12 protein-coding genes are annotated in these 16,315 nt (G+C 66.0%); 6 read left to right on the top strand and 6 right to left on the bottom strand.

The genetic code is table 11. From position 1 onward, the window contains the following. Positions 1-79: 79 nt before the first annotated feature. Positions 80-1,693 (bottom strand): Na+/H+ antiporter, encoded by a 1,614-nt coding sequence (locus GNX95_RS21415; protein ID WP_246281692.1) that lies wholly within the window; start codon positions 1,691-1,693, stop codon positions 80-82. Between the two features lie 182 nt (positions 1,694-1,875). On the opposite strand from GNX95_RS21415, the gene ngcE reads away from it, so the two are divergent. The 5 genes from ngcE (at position 1,876) to GNX95_RS21390 (ending at position 8,440) form a co-directional block, all read left to right on the top strand. After that, positions 1,876-3,297, top strand: a complete 1,422-nt coding sequence (gene ngcE / locus GNX95_RS21410; RefSeq protein WP_163509173.1) for an N-acetylglucosamine/diacetylchitobiose ABC transporter substrate-binding protein — start codon at positions 1,876-1,878, stop codon at positions 3,295-3,297. A gap of 102 nt (positions 3,298-3,399) precedes the next feature. Further along, positions 3,400-4,323, top strand: a complete 924-nt coding sequence (locus GNX95_RS21405; RefSeq protein ID WP_163509172.1) for an NADP-dependent oxidoreductase — start codon at positions 3,400-3,402, stop codon at positions 4,321-4,323. A 188-nt stretch (positions 4,324-4,511) separates the two neighbouring features. Further along, a complete protein-coding gene (locus GNX95_RS21400; protein ID WP_163509171.1) occupies positions 4,512-5,591 on the top strand; it encodes a PucR-like N-terminal domain-containing protein in 1,080 nt (359 codons plus the stop codon). Between the two features lie 91 nt (positions 5,592-5,682). Next, complete coding sequence (locus GNX95_RS21395) at positions 5,683-6,921, top strand: PucR family transcriptional regulator (RefSeq protein ID WP_222853799.1); 1,239 nt, start codon at positions 5,683-5,685, stop codon at positions 6,919-6,921. Between the two features lie 100 nt (positions 6,922-7,021). Then, on the top strand, positions 7,022-8,440 hold the full coding sequence (locus tag GNX95_RS21390) for an alpha-L-fucosidase (RefSeq protein ID WP_163509169.1): 1,419 nt from the start codon (positions 7,022-7,024) through the stop codon (positions 8,438-8,440). 160 nt (positions 8,441-8,600) lie between these two features. On the opposite strand, the gene GNX95_RS21385 is transcribed toward GNX95_RS21390, so the two are convergent. After that, positions 8,601-9,518: a DMT family transporter gene (locus GNX95_RS21385; protein WP_163509168.1), complete on the bottom strand. Its 918-nt coding sequence runs from the start codon at positions 9,516-9,518 to the stop codon at positions 8,601-8,603. Positions 9,519-9,554: 36 nt separating this feature from the next. After that, on the bottom strand, positions 9,555-10,397 hold the full coding sequence (locus tag GNX95_RS21380; RefSeq protein WP_222853798.1) for a helix-turn-helix transcriptional regulator: 843 nt from the start codon (positions 10,395-10,397) through the stop codon (positions 9,555-9,557). 388 nt (positions 10,398-10,785) lie between these two features. Between GNX95_RS21380 and GNX95_RS21375 the strand changes: the two genes are divergently transcribed. Then, on the top strand, positions 10,786-13,230 hold the full coding sequence (locus GNX95_RS21375) for a GH39 family glycosyl hydrolase (RefSeq protein WP_163509166.1): 2,445 nt from the start codon (positions 10,786-10,788) through the stop codon (positions 13,228-13,230). A gap of 20 nt (positions 13,231-13,250) precedes the next feature. On the opposite strand, the gene GNX95_RS21370 is transcribed toward GNX95_RS21375, so the two are convergent. The 3 genes from GNX95_RS21370 to GNX95_RS21360 form a co-directional block, all read right to left on the bottom strand. Further along, positions 13,251-13,784 (bottom strand): GNAT family N-acetyltransferase, encoded by a 534-nt coding sequence (locus GNX95_RS21370; RefSeq protein WP_163509165.1) that lies wholly within the window; start codon positions 13,782-13,784, stop codon positions 13,251-13,253. Positions 13,785-14,091: 307 nt separating this feature from the next. Further along, positions 14,092-15,492, bottom strand: a complete 1,401-nt coding sequence (locus GNX95_RS21365; protein WP_281356868.1) for an IS1380 family transposase — start codon at positions 15,490-15,492, stop codon at positions 14,092-14,094. A gap of 121 nt (positions 15,493-15,613) precedes the next feature. Then, the gene (locus GNX95_RS21360; protein ID WP_163509164.1) at positions 15,614-16,282 is read right to left on the bottom strand and encodes a DUF4097 family beta strand repeat-containing protein; all 669 of its coding nucleotides are present in this window, start codon (positions 16,280-16,282) and stop codon (positions 15,614-15,616) included. Between the last annotated feature and the right edge of the window lie 33 nt (positions 16,283-16,315).

The raw sequence follows: 16,315 nt of genomic DNA, 5'->3' as shown, positions 1-16,315 counted from the left end.
CGAAGATTAGGCGACGCTCCGGCCGGCCGGCGGATTCTGTGTGATCGCCAACATTTTGTATTTTCTGTAACGCGCCGGCTCATTCCATCGAAGTGGCGGCGGCCGCCTCCTCGTAATCGAGGCGTTCCAGCTCCCGCCGTAACACATCGTCATCGAGCTTACGCTCGTCGCGCGCTCGGATGAGCGCTTTACGTTGCGCGGCAAGCAGTTCCTGGCGTACGACCCACATCGTCGCACGGGCGGTGGAATTCTCCGCGGCCTCGACCGCGTCGGCGTCCGAGCCCCGCTGTCGTTCGGCCAGCGCCGCGCGCATCCGGCTGGCAAACCGTTCCATCATTTTCGGATCGGCGCCTTCCGGTGGGTGTTTCATCGCCTGCGCCAATGCGCGGCTGGTGGCGTCACGGGCGATTTTCCGTGCCTTTCGTACGGCCTCGCTCTGCCGCCGCTGCTCCTCCGGCGCGGAGATCCGCAGCCGCCGGATGAGCATCGGCAGGGTCGGACTCTGTGCGAGCAGAGTGCCGATCGCCAGCACGAACGCCAGCGCCTGGATCAGTGCTCTGCCGGGAAAAGGCTGGCCGTTGGCGATGACGGTCGGGATGCCGGCGGCCGCCGCCAGCGTCACGACGCCACGCATTCCCGACCACGAAATCACCACCGCGTAACGCCATGGCAACGCATCCGGCAGCTTTCGCCGCGTGATTCTGCGCAGCAGCACGCTGTTTCCGTACGTGAGGAAAACCCACAACGGCCGCACGAGGATCACCACGAGCAACAGGATCGCCGCGCCGAGTACGAAATCGCGCCAGTCGATGCCGGCAGTGGCCAGATCCTCGAAGACAAACCGCGTCTGCAGCCCCATGTAAGCGAAAACAAACGACTCCAACAACACGTCCGCGCTCTGCCACACACCGCGCCCCTGCAGCCGCGTCGCGAATCCGGCACTGGTTTCGTTGTGGCCAAGCATGAAACCGGCGGCGACGACGGCCAGTACGCCAGAGCCGTGCACCTGCTCGGCGACCAGGTACGCGGCGAACGGCACGACCAAGCCGAAGGCCGTCTCCAACCCGCTGTCCAGCAGTCGCCGGCGGATCTGGATGACGAAACCGCCGACCGCGAGTCCGACCAGCACGCCGGCGACCACCTCGTACGCGAAAAGACCGACCGGGCCGCCGGCCGCCGTCGCGCCGCCGGTCACCGCCGTGACGGTCAGCGTGAAGATCGTCAACGCGGCGGCGTCGTTGACCAGGCTCTCGCCGGTCAGGATCGCCATCAGCTTCTTCGGCAGGCTGAGCTGCTTGCCGACCGCGATCGCGGCGACCGCGTCGGTCGGCGCCACCACCGCACCGAGCACCAGCGCCGGCGCGAACGCGAGTCCCGGCACGACCCACCACGCGACCAGTCCGGTGGCGAAGGTGGACACCAGCACCAACGCGACACCAAGCGACAGGATCGGCCGCAGGTTGCGCGCAAAACTCACAAACGAGAAGTCCAGCGCGGCCGAATAGAGCAGCGGCGGCAGCACCACGCCGAGGATCAGCTCCGGCGGCAGCGTGAAACGCGGCAGGCCGGGGACGAAGGAGACGGCCGCCGCCAGGATGACGACGACCAGTGACGGCTGCATGCCGCGCCGGTTGGCGATTGCCGCGACCGCGATGGCGCCGACCACCACGAGCAGGAGCTGAATCGTTCTCACCTCGCATTCACGACTATTTGCCGGCAGTCTGCCACGACCGGTCACGAGCCGCGCGGTCATGTTCACGTCCGGGAACGGTCAACACCTGGCAATGCCTGACGCGTACCGGCCACGAGCGGCATTATGTTTTCCACCACACGGAGGCCAGGTCAAAAAGCTTCCGGAGGCACGAGGAGTACGAGATGGCAGAACCGACCAACGTGTCCCGGCGAACCCTGCTCGGCCGTGCGGCCGCACTCGGCGCGTTAGCCGTCCCCGGAGTCGCCGTGCTGGACGCCTGCGCGGCCGGCGGCGGTTCTGGCTCCGGCGGCGGTCAGCTGAAGGGCGCGGTCAGCAAGGAAAACCCGCTCGGTGTCAAGGAAGACGGACCGCTGGACGTGGTCATCTTCAAGGGCGGCTACGGCGACCAGTACGCGATCGACGCGGAGAACTCGTACAAGAAGAAATATCCGAAGGCGACCATCAAACACACCGGCACGCAACAGATCCAGCAGCAGCTCGCGCCGCGTTTCGTCGGCGGCAACCCGCCGGACGTGATCGACAACTCCGGCGCGCAGAGCATGGACATGAACGCGTTGACCAGCAAGGGTCAGCTCGCCGACCTCACACCGCTGCTCGACGCGCCGTCTCTTGACGATCCCAACAAGAAAGTACGCGACACGCTGCGGCCGGGGATCGTCGAAAACGGCCAGTACGGCGGCAAGGAGGTTTACGCGCTCAACTACGTGCAGGCCGTCTACGGCATCTGGTATTCCTCGACGTTGCTGCAGAAGCAGGGCATCACGCCGCCGCAGACCTGGCAGGAGATGCTGGCAGCCTGCGAAAAGCTCAAGAAAGCAGGCATCGCCGGCTGGACGTACGCCGGCAAGTATCCGGACTACATGCATTTCTCGCTGTGGACGCAGATCGCCAAGGTCGGCGGCAAAGAGGCGATGATCGCCATCGACAACCTCGAGCCCAACGCGTGGAAGAATCCGGCGGTCAAGTCGGCGCTGGAGCCCTACGCCGAGCTGGCCGCCAAGGGATATGTGCTGGCCGGCAGCGCGGGACTGACCCACATCGAGTCGCAAACCGCGTGGAACCAAGGAAAAGCGGCGTTCATTCCCAACGGCTCGTGGGTGGAGAACGAGTCGAAGAGCACCACGCCGGCCGACTTCGGCATGGCCGTACAGGCGCCGCCGTCGGTTTCCGCCGCCGACAAACTTCCGTACGGCACCATCTGGTCGTCCTCCACCGAGATGTTCGTCGTGCCGAAGGACGCGAAGAACCAGCTCGGCGGCCTTGAGTTCCTGCGCGTCATGCTTTCCAAGGCACAGGCGCAAAACTTCTCGCAGAAGGTGAGCGCGCTGACCTGCGTTCAGGACGCCGGGGGCGGCAACCTCCCACCTGGCGTCAAGTCGGCCGACGCGGCACTGAAAGCGGCCGGCGACAACACCATCCAGCCGAAGGTCGCCACCTGGTACGGCCCGATGGCCAAGCAGATCGGCCAGAACACCGGCCTGCTGATGAACAAACAGCTCTCGGTGGCCGACTGGATCACGCGCGCGCAGGCGCTCTCCGACCGTACGGCCAAGGATTCCTCCATCAAGAAGTTCAAGCACTGACAACCCCGCCGAGGGTGACGCTTTAACGGCGTCACCCTCGGGGAATGATTCGCCGCCGGTCGCTGTTTGCCGTCCACGAGTACGGACGCAAAGGAGACCGACATGACCAAAGCGGTCAGGTTCCGCGAATACGGTGACATCGACGTGCTTCAGGTGGTCGACGTGCCGCGGCCGACGCCGGGGCCGGGACAGCTGCTCGTCGAGGTGAAGGCCGCCGGGATCAACCCCGGCGAGGCGATGATCCGCAAGGGCGCCCTGCACGAGCGCTGGCCGGCGACCTTTCCCAGTGGGCAAGGCAGTGATCTGGCCGGCGTCGTCGCCGCGACCGGCGACGGAGTGTCCGGCATCAACGTCGGCGACGAGGTGATCGGCTTCGTCGAAAATCGCAGCAGTCACGCCGAATACACGGTGGTCGAAGCGGCCAACGTGACACCGAAGCCGGCCGACGTGTCCTGGGAGGCTGCCGGCGGACTTTATGTCGTCGGCACGACGGCGTACGCCGCGGTGGCCGCGGTCAACCTCAAGCCGGGCGACACGGTCGCCGTCTCCGGCGCGGCCGGCGGCGTCGGCTCGGTCGTCGTGCAGCTCGCACGTAACGCCGGCGCGAGCGTGATCGGCATTGCCGGTGAAGCGAATCACAGCTGGTTGACCGAGCACGCCGTGGTCCCGGTCGCGTACGGCGAAGGCGTCGCGCAGCGCATTCTGGCAGCGGCCGGCGGCAAGCTCGACGCGTTCATCGACACGTACGGCGCCGACTACGTCGACATCGCGGTCGAGGAGCTCGGCGTACGGCCGGAACGAGTCGACACCATCATCAACTTCGCCGCGGTGGAGAAGCACGGTGTGAAGGCCGACGGCAACGCGGCGGCCTCGACGGCGGACGTACTGGCCGAGCTCGCCGAGCTGATCGTGGCCGGAAAGCTGAAGATTCCGGTGGCCGCGACGTATCCGCTCGAGCGGGTCCAGGACGCCTTCCGCGAGCTGGAGAAGCGGCACACCCGCGGCAAGCTCGTGCTCGTACCGTAGTTTTTGTCATCCGGGGACACACATTCGTCCCCGGATCCCGCACCACACTGCGTGGTTTCCACCCGTCGGACGTCCGCAGGCCCGCGCGCTTTTTGCGAGGTTGACACGGATTGTCGGCCGATTTTACGATTTCCTGGCTCCGAGCGAAAATCTTCCCCCGCTCGGGCCGTTTCGGGTGGAGGGGGTCCATGGCGCAGCCCGCGGTCGCAGAGGTCGTCTCGCTTCGTCTGCCAGCCGCGCTACGCCGGCAGGCTCCGCTGGTGGCGGCCGAGATCGCCGCGCACCTCGCCGAGCGGATGCCGGAATGCTGGCGTGCGCCCCGGTCGATCGGTGTTCGCCAACAGGTCATCGAAAAGGCGCTGAGCGGCTTCATCGACCGACTGGAGAATCCGGCCGTACGCCGCGCGGAAGACGTTTTCTGGCTGCGCCACTTCGGATCCGAGCAGGCCCGTGACGGTTTCTCCCTGGAAACCGTGCATAACGCGTTTCTGGCCGGTGCCTGGATCGGCTGGCGGCACCTGTCCGGCGAGTGCCAGCGGCTCGGCCTGTCCGGTGCCGCCTTGTGCGAGCTGAGTGACGCGGCGTATCGGTACGCGAACGAGCTGTTTACCATCACCGCACAGGGTTATCGCGCGATCACCGCGCCGGCCGGTCGGGAATTGCCCGCATTCCGGCGAACGCTGCTCCGCCAGCTGCTAGCGCCATCGCCACCGGACGCCGACGTGCTGCTGGCCCTGGCGGCCGCCGCACAATGGCCGCTGCCAGCGGAAATCTCCGTCGTCCTGGTCGAAGGCGACGAGTTCGACCCCGGCCACTCCAGCCTGTTCGACGACGAAAGCACGCCGGCGCGGCTGATCACCGCCGAGCCGCGCGCGCTGTCGAGGCTTGCCAGCAAAGGAAAGATCCGCCGGATCGTAGTCGGTCCACTGCTGCCGGTGACGGCGGCGCGCGAGTCCTGGGCCGCCGCGATCCGTGCTTTGGAGCTGACCGACCGCGGCGTACTCGCCGACCAGCCGGTCATCTGGTGCGACCTGCATCCGTTGCTCCGGCGCACGTCCACCGACCGGTCGCCGACGCCGCTCGGAGCGTTGTCGGAGCGCCAGCGCGCCAGGCTGTGTGAGACTTTGGTGCCGTGGGTCACCGAACCGGTGCACCGGCCGACCGACCACAGTGGACACTCGCATCACGCGGCACCAGCGGCCTTGGGTGCCAACCATCCGTTGTACGCGCTGCGGATCGCGGAGAAGCGGATGCCGGGTCTGGGCTGACTCGGCAGGCATTGACTTCCCGCTGATCGGAAAATAGTCTCGCCACGTACCTGGCATAAGGTGCACAGGGGAGATTTGGTTCACCATGGCGGTGAGACTGACGAACGGGATCGAGGCCGACGCGGCGCGGGAGGACCGCACCCGCCGACTGTGGGCCGCGTTGCCAGCTGACCTCGGAAAGGTTTTCCGGCCCCGTGCGGCCGACTCGGCGCGCGACATCATCCGCGAGATCCAGCGCGGCGTGCCGGAATACGCGCGTCCGCTGGAAGGTCCGTTCGGCGAGGTCATCACCGCCGGCGTCGAGTCGGCCATCGTCCAGTTCATCGACCGGCTCGGCCGCCGCGAAGGCCTGCCGGCCGACGAGGCGGAGTTGTTCCGCACACTGGGAAAACTCGAGTTCAGCGAGGGGCGCAGCCTGGACAGCCTGCAGGCCGCCTACCGGATCGGCGCGCGTACGGCGTGGCGGCGGATGGCCGAGGTGTGCCAGCGGGTCGGCGTACCGACCGCCGTTCTCTGCCTGCTGGCCGAGTCGATTTTCGCTTACATAGAAGAGTTGTCGACGCTGTCGGTGGAAGGATACACGGCAGCGCAGGCGCGCACGGCCGGCGCGATCCACCGTCGTCGCAAGCGGCTGGTCGACCTGTTGCTGGCCGATCCCCCGCCATCGCCGGAAGCACTCGCGGATCTGGCTGTCGCCGCGGACTGGCCGTTGCCGCACCGCCTTTCCGTGGTGGTGTTGGACCGCTGCCGACCTGCCAGCGAGCAGCTGGCACCGACATTCGACGACGCCGTGCTGGTCGACCTCGAAGGCACCAACCCGTGCCTGATCGCCGAGGATCCGCGGCTGTTCGCCGGCGACCTGCCGGCCGAGCTGCCAGGCTGGCGCGCGGTCGTCGGTCCGGCGGTTTCTCCTGCCGAGTCAAGGAAATCGTGGCAGCTTGCCCAGCGCGCCCTGCACGCGATGCAGCGCGGCCAACTGCCGGACCGCACGGTGACCGACTGCGCCGACCATCTTTCCGTGCTGTTGATGCTTTCCGACGAGCTGCTGCTGCGTACGCTCGCCAGCCAGGCGCTCGCGCCACTGGCCGGACTGACCGACAAACAACGGCTCCGGCTGTCCGAGACGCTGCTTGCCTGGCTGCAGACCAACAGCGGTGCTCCGGAAATCGCCACCCGGCTCGGCGTCCACCCGCAGACCGTACGCTATCGCCTTCACCAGCTGGAGGGTCTGTTCGGCGACCGGTTGCAGGATCCCAACAAACGCTTCGACATCGAGCTGTCACTGCGCGCTTTGCGGCTGTTGGACGCCCTACCAGCTTCCGGTCGATAGCACAAGACTTCGATCGTCGCCGATCGGCCGACGTATCGCGCTTTCTCCGCGACGGACCACCATCCTATCGTCACTTCTTATGCATATCCCCCAGCTTCCGATGACACGGCGCGGATTTCTTGGAGTTTCGGCGGTCGGGATCGCGGCAACGGCCATTCCCTCCAGCGCTTCGACTTCCTGGTATGACGACGCGAAACTCGGCGTCTTCATACACTGGAACGCCGCGTCCATTCCGGCATTCGCGCCGCTGGTCCGGCCGAATCTCGCCAGCGTCGGCGATCCCGGCTCCGTGCCGCGCTGGCAGCAACAACAGCTGTGGCGCGCGCTGCCGTATGCCGAGATGTATCAGAACACGATGGCGGTGCCAGGCAGTGAAACCGGCCGGCACCACCAGGAAAAATACGGCGGCCTGCCATACGACGCGTTCGTCGAGCGATTTCGCCTGCGGTCGATCGCGGCCGTCGACCCGGCCGCCTGGGCCGAGCAGTTTCGTTTGTACGGCGCGAAATATGCCGTGCTGACGACCAAGACCGAGGATGGTTTTCTGCTCTGGCCGAGTGCGCACGCCAATCCTCGCAAAGCGAAATGGCAGGCCGGCCGGGACATCGTCGGCGAGCTGGCGGTGGCCGTACGGCAGCGCGGCCTCCGCTTCGGCACATACTACTCGACCGGGATGGACTGGACGTTCGGTGGCATTCCGATCGTCGACAGCGAGTCGCTTTTCGCCGCTGTGCCACGCGGCAGGGAATATCTGCGCTACGCGGACGCTCACTGGCGCGAGCTGATCGCCAAATATCGGCCGAGCGTGTTGTGGAGCGACTACGGCTTCCAACCCTATGATGGGCTCGACGCGCTTTTCGGCGCGTACGCCAAAACCGTGCCGGACGGCATTGTCAACGACCGCTTCGACGTCGGCCGGCAGAGCACCGGAAAGGCACGCGCCGACTTCGTCACGTTGGAATACGCGCAGACCAACGGGCCGGCAGGCCGGAAATGGGAGGCGTGCCGTGGCATCGGCTATTCGTTTGGCTACAACCGCCAGGAGGACGCCAGCACCTACCTGGACGCGAGAGCGTTGCTGCACCTCTTCGTCGACATCGTGGCCGCCGGCGGCAACCTGCTCATCAACGTCGGACCGACCGAGACAGGTGAGATCGTCGCGCGGCAGGCCGTGCCGCTGCTGAGTCTCGGGCGGTGGTTGCGTACGAACGGAAAGGCCATCTACGGCAGCCGGCCGTGGCGCCGTGCCAAGGGCGCCACCACCGACGGTCAGGACATCCGTTACACGACGGCGAAATCGAGCCTCTACGCGACCGTACTAGGCTCGCCGCCGTCGTCCACAGTGGACATTGACGTCCGCCTGCCGGTCGTCGCACGCGTCCGCGCCATGGACGGTCGCGACCTGCGTTGGCAGCAGTCGCCGCAGGGCACGCGGATCTGGCTGCCGGACGGCCACCGCGATCCGTACGCGACGACCGTCGAGCTCCATCCGGCCACCGCGGCAACCGATCCGGTTTAAGGCGTGTCTCCAAAATCCAGGTGCTCGAGAGTCGAGATCCAACGTCGGCCTGCCTGCGCCGGACGATGGCCCAAATAGCAGCGCTATGGTGGGTCATCGTCCGGTGCTGGCAGCCGGCGTTTGGGCTCGGCTATCGCGTGCCTGGTTTTGGAGAAACGCCTTAGGCGGACTTTTCGGCCAGCCCCGGCTCCGGCTCTCCTGAGATCGCGGCGCCGTCGACCGGTTCGCGCGTACGAGAGGTGGCCAGAAACGAGCCACCGAGAATGAGCGCGAACGCGATCACGATCGGCACCGTCAACGGCTCTCCGAGCAGGGAAACACCGGCGACAACGGCAATCGCCGGGTTGAAGTAGGTGATGACCATCGCCCGCGTCGGTCCGACCTCGCGAATGAGCGCGAAGAAAATCACCAGCGCGATCGCGGTGCAGAGCACGCCGAGCCCGGCCAACGCCGCCAACGCGCGAAAACTCGGCAGCTGCGCCGGCCAGCTCGCGATCGCCGCCGGTGTGTAGACCAGCGCAGCGCCGGTCAGGCAGACGAAATTCATCGTGATGCTGGGCACGTCCGGCAGCTTTCGCGCGACGATCAATGGCGCGCTGGCGTATCCGACGGCCACCAGCAACACCTCCAACACCGGCAACATGCTGCCGACGCGCAGGTCCGGCGCGGCCAGCAATGCGACGCCGGCGAGGCCGATCAGCAGGCCGGTCCACCGGGTTTTGGTGAGCCGCTCGGCGGATCCGGTCAGCCGCGAGATGATCGCGCTGAAGATCGGCACGGCGGCGATCAGCAGGCCGGTCGTCGAGCTGGTGAGGCTGCGTTCGGCGTCGGCGAGCAGCCACCACGGTCCGATGATTTCCAGCACGGCGAAAGCCGTGATCGGCAGCCAGTATTTGCGTATCAGGTCAAACCGGCCGGACCGGATCGCCAGCGGCAGCAACACCGCGGCCGCCACCGCCGTACGCGCCACCACCAGCACCGGAGCGGCAACCTCCAGCACCGCGACCTTGATCATCAGATACGGAATACCCCAGATCAGGCACATCGCCGCGAAAAGCAGCCACCCGCGCCGGCTCACCGCGCGCTCCGCGTTGTCGTCATCACGCGGAAATGATCAGCAACGCGAGCCGTGGCTGTCTTGAACGCTGTTGCGATATGTGCCTGGCGTCACACCGATGACGCGGCGAAACCAGCGCGTCATGTGGGCCTGGTCGGCGAAACCGACCCGCGCGGCGGCCTCCGACGGCCGTGCACCGCCGGCCAGCAGCACGCGCGCCTTGGCGACACGGCGTTGCGCGAGCCACGCGTACGGCGGCATGCCGACCGTGTCGCGGAATCCGCGTACGACCTGGAAACGCGACAGTCCGAGGTCGTCGGCGATGTCGGTGAGCGTCGGCGGCGCGACGATCTGGTCCTCCAACCGCGCCATCACCAGCCTGGCCGTGCGTCCGCCGATCCGCGGCTGCGCCGGTGGCGCGGTTTTCGCGTGCCGCGCCACGAGTTCGGCGAGTGCGGCGGTGAGCCGCGACTCCGCCTCGATCCGGTCGTCGCCGCGACTCAGCGACTCGTGCGCGACCCGAAACTGCTCGGCAAGCTGCGGATCGTACTGAATGAGATCGGCGAAATGCGGTGTTTCATTGGCAAACATGCCGATCGCCGGGTACATCACGCGATAGGCAAAGCCGGCCGCGTCGGCCGGTCCGCCGGTGTGCGGCTCGCCCGGCTCGATCACCACCACGGTGCCGGGTCCGAGGCGATGCAGCTGGCCGCGGTGCCGGATCAGCTCCACACCGTCCAGGCACACGCCGATCGAATACTCGTCGTGGCTGTGCATGGTGAAATGGCCGCGTTTGAATCGCGCGTCGAAGAGGTCCAACGGCTCGGCCCCGACCCCGGCGACACGCCTCCACACAGCACATTCGGCGACCGGTATGCCGCCGGAACCGCTTTCCCGCACAGTGCGAGCATAGCTCCGCAGTGTGCCGCGATCACACCGGCAGCGTACGTCGCGACCTGTCCCTGTTGCCGCGATACCAGGCAACCGTCTCGGCGAGAAATCCTGTGAGCCACCATGCGGCGCGCGACAGCTCGCGGCGAGCTGACCGAAAACGCAGCGGACGACGTGTTGATCGCAAGCGTCGGAGTTTCGATGATGTTCGCCGTGCCGTGTTGCTGGATCTTCCGAGGAATGCGTGATCGATCTGGTCGACCGGGTCATCGTGCCGCTCTGTCAGCCGTACGTGCGCTGCTGATTTCCGGCTTTTCCTGCGCTGCTCTTGTGGTCGACCGAGGCCGGCGGGTAGCTTGCCGCGCGCATCGACCGCTCTCTGCAGGGGGAGAACGCCGTGACCAAGGCAAAGATCGGCACGCTGTGCGCTGCCGTCACGATCGCCGCGTCGGCGCTGCTCGCACCGCCGTCCGCGCAGGCCGCCACCGTCAGCATCACCTCGCACTACGACACCGCCGCCGGGACTTTCGACAAGTCCAAGTATTTGAACGCAAACGAAGGTGGCTATCTCACCCACACCAGCCTCAACTGGCTGCCGGAGGCCTACGATGGTTTCGCCGGTGCCGGCCTGCGGATGGTGACCATCACCCACCTGCCCAACGAGAATTTCTACAATGTTGTCACAAAAGGCAAAGATGACCTGCTCTATGACTTCAGCAGGCTCGACCGCGTCGTGCTCCCGCTCGTACGCCACGGCATGACGCCGGTGATGGAGATCGGATTCACGCCGCAGGCGCTCGGCGGTGCGGACCGTACGCAGGGATTCAACAACGCGATCCCCAACGACAACCGGCGGTGGAAGTCCGTCGTGCAGAACCTGGTCCAGCATTACGCCGATCTCGGCTATCGGGGTTGGTACTGGGAGGTGTGGAACGAGCCGTCGGCGCCGAACTTCTGGAAGGACGCGGACGTCTCGACCTACGACCTGATGTATCAGGCGACCGCGGAAGGCGTACGTGCCGGCGACCCGTCAGCCAAGGTCGGCGGTCCGGTCGTACACGCACCAAACCTTGCCTTCACCAACTCGTTCTTGGCCTTTCTGAAGGACAACCCGGCAGTCCCGCTGGACTTCCTGAGTTTCCACGAGTACGGCGGTGCCTTCGACACGCAAGGCACGATGGCGGCACTGCAGAACGCCGGCCGTGGCGGCACGCCGATCTTCGTCACCGAGTGGAACAGCACCGCCAACATGGCCAACGGCCCCGGCACGTCGACCGACATCAACGCGGCGTACGTGGCCAGGCAGATCAACCGCGCGGTGGGCAAGCCGGAGCTCGCGAAGATTTTCTTCTTCTCCCCCAAGGAAGGTCTCACGCCGAGCCAGTTGTTCAATGGTGACCTCGGCATCATGACCGTCGACAACCACCGGAAGGCCACGTACAACGCGGTCAAGCTCTATGACCTGATGCAGCCGACGATCCTGTCGACCTCCGGCACCGGCACGGACGAGCCGGTCGGCGCCATCGCCACCAAGGATCCGGCGACCGGAAAGGTCACCATCCTCGCCTGGAACGACCAAAACGCGGCCACCAACCTGACGCTGACCCTCGACCACCTTCCTGGCACGTCGAATCTCAAGGTCACCCAATATCTGGTCGACGCCACACATGGCAACTATTACGCGGATTTCGCCGCCGGCACTCGCGGTTGGGACGTGGGGCCGCGGGAGAATGCGGATCCACAGGAAAGTCGGATCGTCGCGCCGACACAGGCATTTACTCGTACGCTCAACCTCGGCGCTTCAGCCGTGGTCGCGTACGTCCTCGAACCAACCGGCGACGCCGTGACCGACGCCGCCCAGGTGGGTCCGACACCGATCGCGATCGGTTCACGTGACCTGGCCTTCGGCCGGCCGGTCACGAGCAGCAGCTCGGTGGAAAACTGGGGCTGGTCACGAGCCGCGCTGACCGACGGACTCAACCACACTTTTCCGCGCGCCGACAACGGTCCGGCGGTGAATGGCTGGGCCAGTGCCGGATACCCGGACGCCAACCACACGGAATGGGCGTACGTCGACCTCGGCAGCTCGATGCATGTCGACAGCGTGAAGCTGTTTCCTCGCGACGACAAGGACTGCGAAGGTTACGGCTTTCCAGGGACCGTACAGATCCAAGGCAGCAACGACCCCAACGCCGGATGGACGACACTGAGCACGTCGAATTTCGCGCAGCCGCTGCCACAACCGGCCACCGCGCAGGTTTTCTCGGTCTCCGGCAGCCATCGCTACATCCGCGCCGTCGGCTCCAACCTGGCTCTCGGCTGTCCTGGCGTCGCGGACACCAACCACTATTTCCAACTGGCTGAAATGCAGGTCTACGGCAGCGCCAACCAGGCCGTGTCGAGCACCGTGAGCGCCTCCAGCTCGATCCAGGACTGGGGTTGGTCGACGGCGTTCGTCAACGACGGCACGGAAAGCACCGGCGGCGCGGCGCACGGTTGGTCAAGCCAGTGGGGTGTGTCGACCGACCATCCGGAGTGGATCCAGCTGGATCTCGGCAGCGCCAGGACGATCAGCCGCGTCGACCTGTTTCCGCGTGACGACGCCGGCAACGAAGGCAAGGGTTTCCCGGTGGATGTCAGCATCCAGACCTCGCCGGACTGCGCCACCTTCACCACCGTCGCCAGCCGCACCGGTCAGGCCAACCCCGGCGGTTTCCGTCAGACGCTTGGATTCGCGCCGGTCAACGCGCGGTGCGTACGCGTCTATGCCAGCCATCTGCAACGTCTGCCGGAGAACGGCTTCTATCTGTTCCAACTCGGCGAGATCAAGCTCTACAACTAGGTCCTGTTTCGAAACAGACCCTAGCCGGCGCCGGCCAGTGGCGACGGATCGTCGCGGAGCCGGCTGTAGAGCCAGCCGTCCCGCCACTGGCCGGCGCGGAACTCGACCGCGCGGATCACCCCTTCCAACCGGAATCCGGCCTTCTCCAACGCCTTCTGCTCGGCGGCGTTCTCCGGGTGCGTACCGGCCTGGATGCGTTGCGCCGGCGTGTGGTGGAAAAGGTAGTCGCACAGCATCGCCTGCGCGCGCCAACCAATGCCCTGGCCACGGCACTCAGGCAACAGGGCGATGCCGATTTCCCAGTGATGTTCGCTGACCGGACCGACCCGCCAGCTGACGAACCCGGCGGCGGACGTCTCCTGGGGCGTCTCGACGACCAGTCGCGCATCGCGTCCGTCTACAGTGGACAGATAGCCGTCCTCGGCAAACCTCCGCGCCGGCGCTTCGGCGTCCCGGAAACCGGACCAGTCCAAGCCGATCAAGCCCGGCTCGGTGGCGAACCGGCGCAGCATGTCCAGATCGCGCTGTTGGAACGGTCGCAGTCGAAGATCCATCTAATTCATTCTCTCGCTTCGTAGTGGAGGTTTCTGCCAAGCCTCCATAGCGCTAGGGTCTGTTTCGAAGTCCCACGTGGATAAGAGTCGACATCCAAACGCCGTCAGGCGGCCCGAGACAGATGTGACAGCGGATCGGCTATCGCCGCGTGGGACTTCGAAACAGGCCCTAGCCTCGATCTTTCGCGTGGGAGTTGAGTGACTGTTTGGCTGGTTGTGGGGTCTGTGTGTTTGTTTGTGGCAGGGCTGGTTTCCGGCGCTGTGTCGCCGGTTCTCCGGTCCTGGTTGTGGGGTTGGTTCGTCGTTTTTAGCTGGGTTGTAGGGATTTCCAGGCGTTGTCGATGAGGTGGTTGAAGGGCCAGTTGCGGGGTAGTCGTAGGCGTCGTCGTCGGCCGCTGTGGATGATGCGGCCGGCGACGGCCAGGATGCGTAGCCGTAGGCGTTTGGGTTCCCAGCGTCTGGCGGGTTGGTGTGTGTCCCAGGCCAGGGTTTGGGTCCAGGCCAGCAAGTCCGCCGCTAGTGCGGCGATTTCCAGCCAGATCTGGTTGTGGGCGTATCCGTGGAAGGGCAGGTTGCGCATGCCGGTGTCTTTCTGCGCGCGGATACGGTCCTCGCAACGGGCTCGTTGCCGGTGGCGTACTTCCAGTGTGTCCAGTGTCCAGCCGGGGCCGTGGGTGTTGGTGGCGAAGCAGGTGATGCGCCACCCGTCCTGGTCGGTGAGGCGTAGTTGCGCGCCGGGGTGTGGTCGTTCCCGGCGGGCGATCACCCGCATCCCGGCTGGCCATTGTTGAGGACCGGGTCGGGTTGCCGGGGTCGGGTCGGGCATCCATCGCGTGAGCTCGGCGACCTGCGCGCCCTCGCGCGGCTGGCCGTCACCGTCAACAGCCGGTCTCCAGGCCTGCGGCGGGATAGCCTCCATCGCGGCTTTGACCGTTTCATGGGCCGGGAATCCGATCGAATACTCCAACCCCAGATCGGTGATGTGATGCAGGAACGCCTTGGAACACGCGCCGGAATCGGCACGGACCAACACCTGCGCGCGCTCGCCTTCGGGCAGCTGGGCCAGCGCCAGATCCAGAGCCTGGACATGGTCCTGCTTGTTCCACGGTGAAGCGTTGCCAGGACGCAGTTGCAGCACCAGGCTTTCTCCGGTCCCGTACTGGCCATGGTCGACGAACGCGCACATCGGCGCGAATCCGAACCCGCGTTTGTGGGTAGCGCAGGCACGTTCTTTGTCCGAGTGCGCGGTCACCAATGTCGAGTCCAGATCGATGATGACTTGGCCGCCGTCGCGACTACCCGCACGGCCGGCCAACGGCCGGCGCCGCTTCCAGACCGCGCACCGCGCCTGAGCCCGCGCGGACCGGATCGCCGGCAGGACAGCATCAACATCGCCAGCCAACGTGCTGACCAGCCGCGATATCGTCGGATCGCTGGCCACCGGCCCGAACAGTCCAGGTTGCGCCCGGACCACGCTCACATCCGCTAAACAGTCACCGCCGAGCGCAACCGCGGTCGCCAGGTCGCAAACGATCTTCCCCGGACCGTGGCGGACCCGGCGACCACGCCACGGATCAAGGGCTACCGACAACGCTCGCCGCACACCTGACAACCGGATCGTCTGCCGTAACAACAGTCCGCCAGCAGAGGACACCAACGACTCGCGAGCCGGATCCAGAACCAACCCGCCAACCCTGTTAACCTTCACCTACGGAGTGCCTTCCAGTGCAGTGACCCTTGAGACGTCGCAATCCCAAGTTTCCCGCACTGGACAGGCACTTCCGTGCATTTCTAGGCCGTGTCACCGGCCAACAGATGAAAGCCCGAGGCTAGAACTGTTTGACGGTCACATCGCCGTTGGTCGTACGGACGTCGACGTGGTAGGCCGCGGCGGAATCGTTGCTGAGGCTGACATTCCGGTCGCCACGGGTGGTTTGGGCGTCGACGCGATAGCGGCCGGCCGGGACACTGACGGTCACGTCGCCGTTGACGAGCGTCGCCTGTACGTTGGCCGGCTTGGCCAGCGCGACGTTGACCGTGCCGTTCTGGCTTTGGACGCGTACGTCGCCGGAAATGCCGTCCGCGTTGATGTCGCCGAAGGTCGACTCGACGCTGACCTTGGCAAGTGTCGACAGCGTGATGTCGCCGGCGGTCAGTTTTCCTTCGACTGTCGTGCCGGTCGGCACCGTGACGACATAGTCGATGTCGCATCGGGGCGCGGGGCAGCCGTCCAACTGCAGGATGCCATTGTTGACGCGCAGGCTCGGCAGACCTGGTTTGCTGCCGACAAAGTGGACGACCCGCTCGACGCTCACCTGCCGGACACCGCTGGCTCCGCGGACCGTCACGTCACCGGCCTTGTTGTCCAACCGTACGGTCCTCACCTGCGACGTAAGCGTGGCCGCGTCGCGAGCCACCGACTGCGGCACGACACCGCACGCGCTCACCAGGCTCGCGCCGACCCCGACGACCGCGAGCAGCAGCAAGCCGTTGCGCATGTCTGTCTCCTCACCTTGGCGTTAGGCCAACGG

It is taken from the genome of Fodinicola acaciae (assembly GCF_010993745.1).
GTDB classification, from domain to species: Bacteria; Actinomycetota; Actinomycetes; order Mycobacteriales; family HKI-0501; genus Fodinicola; species Fodinicola acaciae.
The sequence above is the reverse complement of the archived record's forward strand: the minus strand, read 5'-3'. Positions and strand labels throughout refer to the sequence as shown.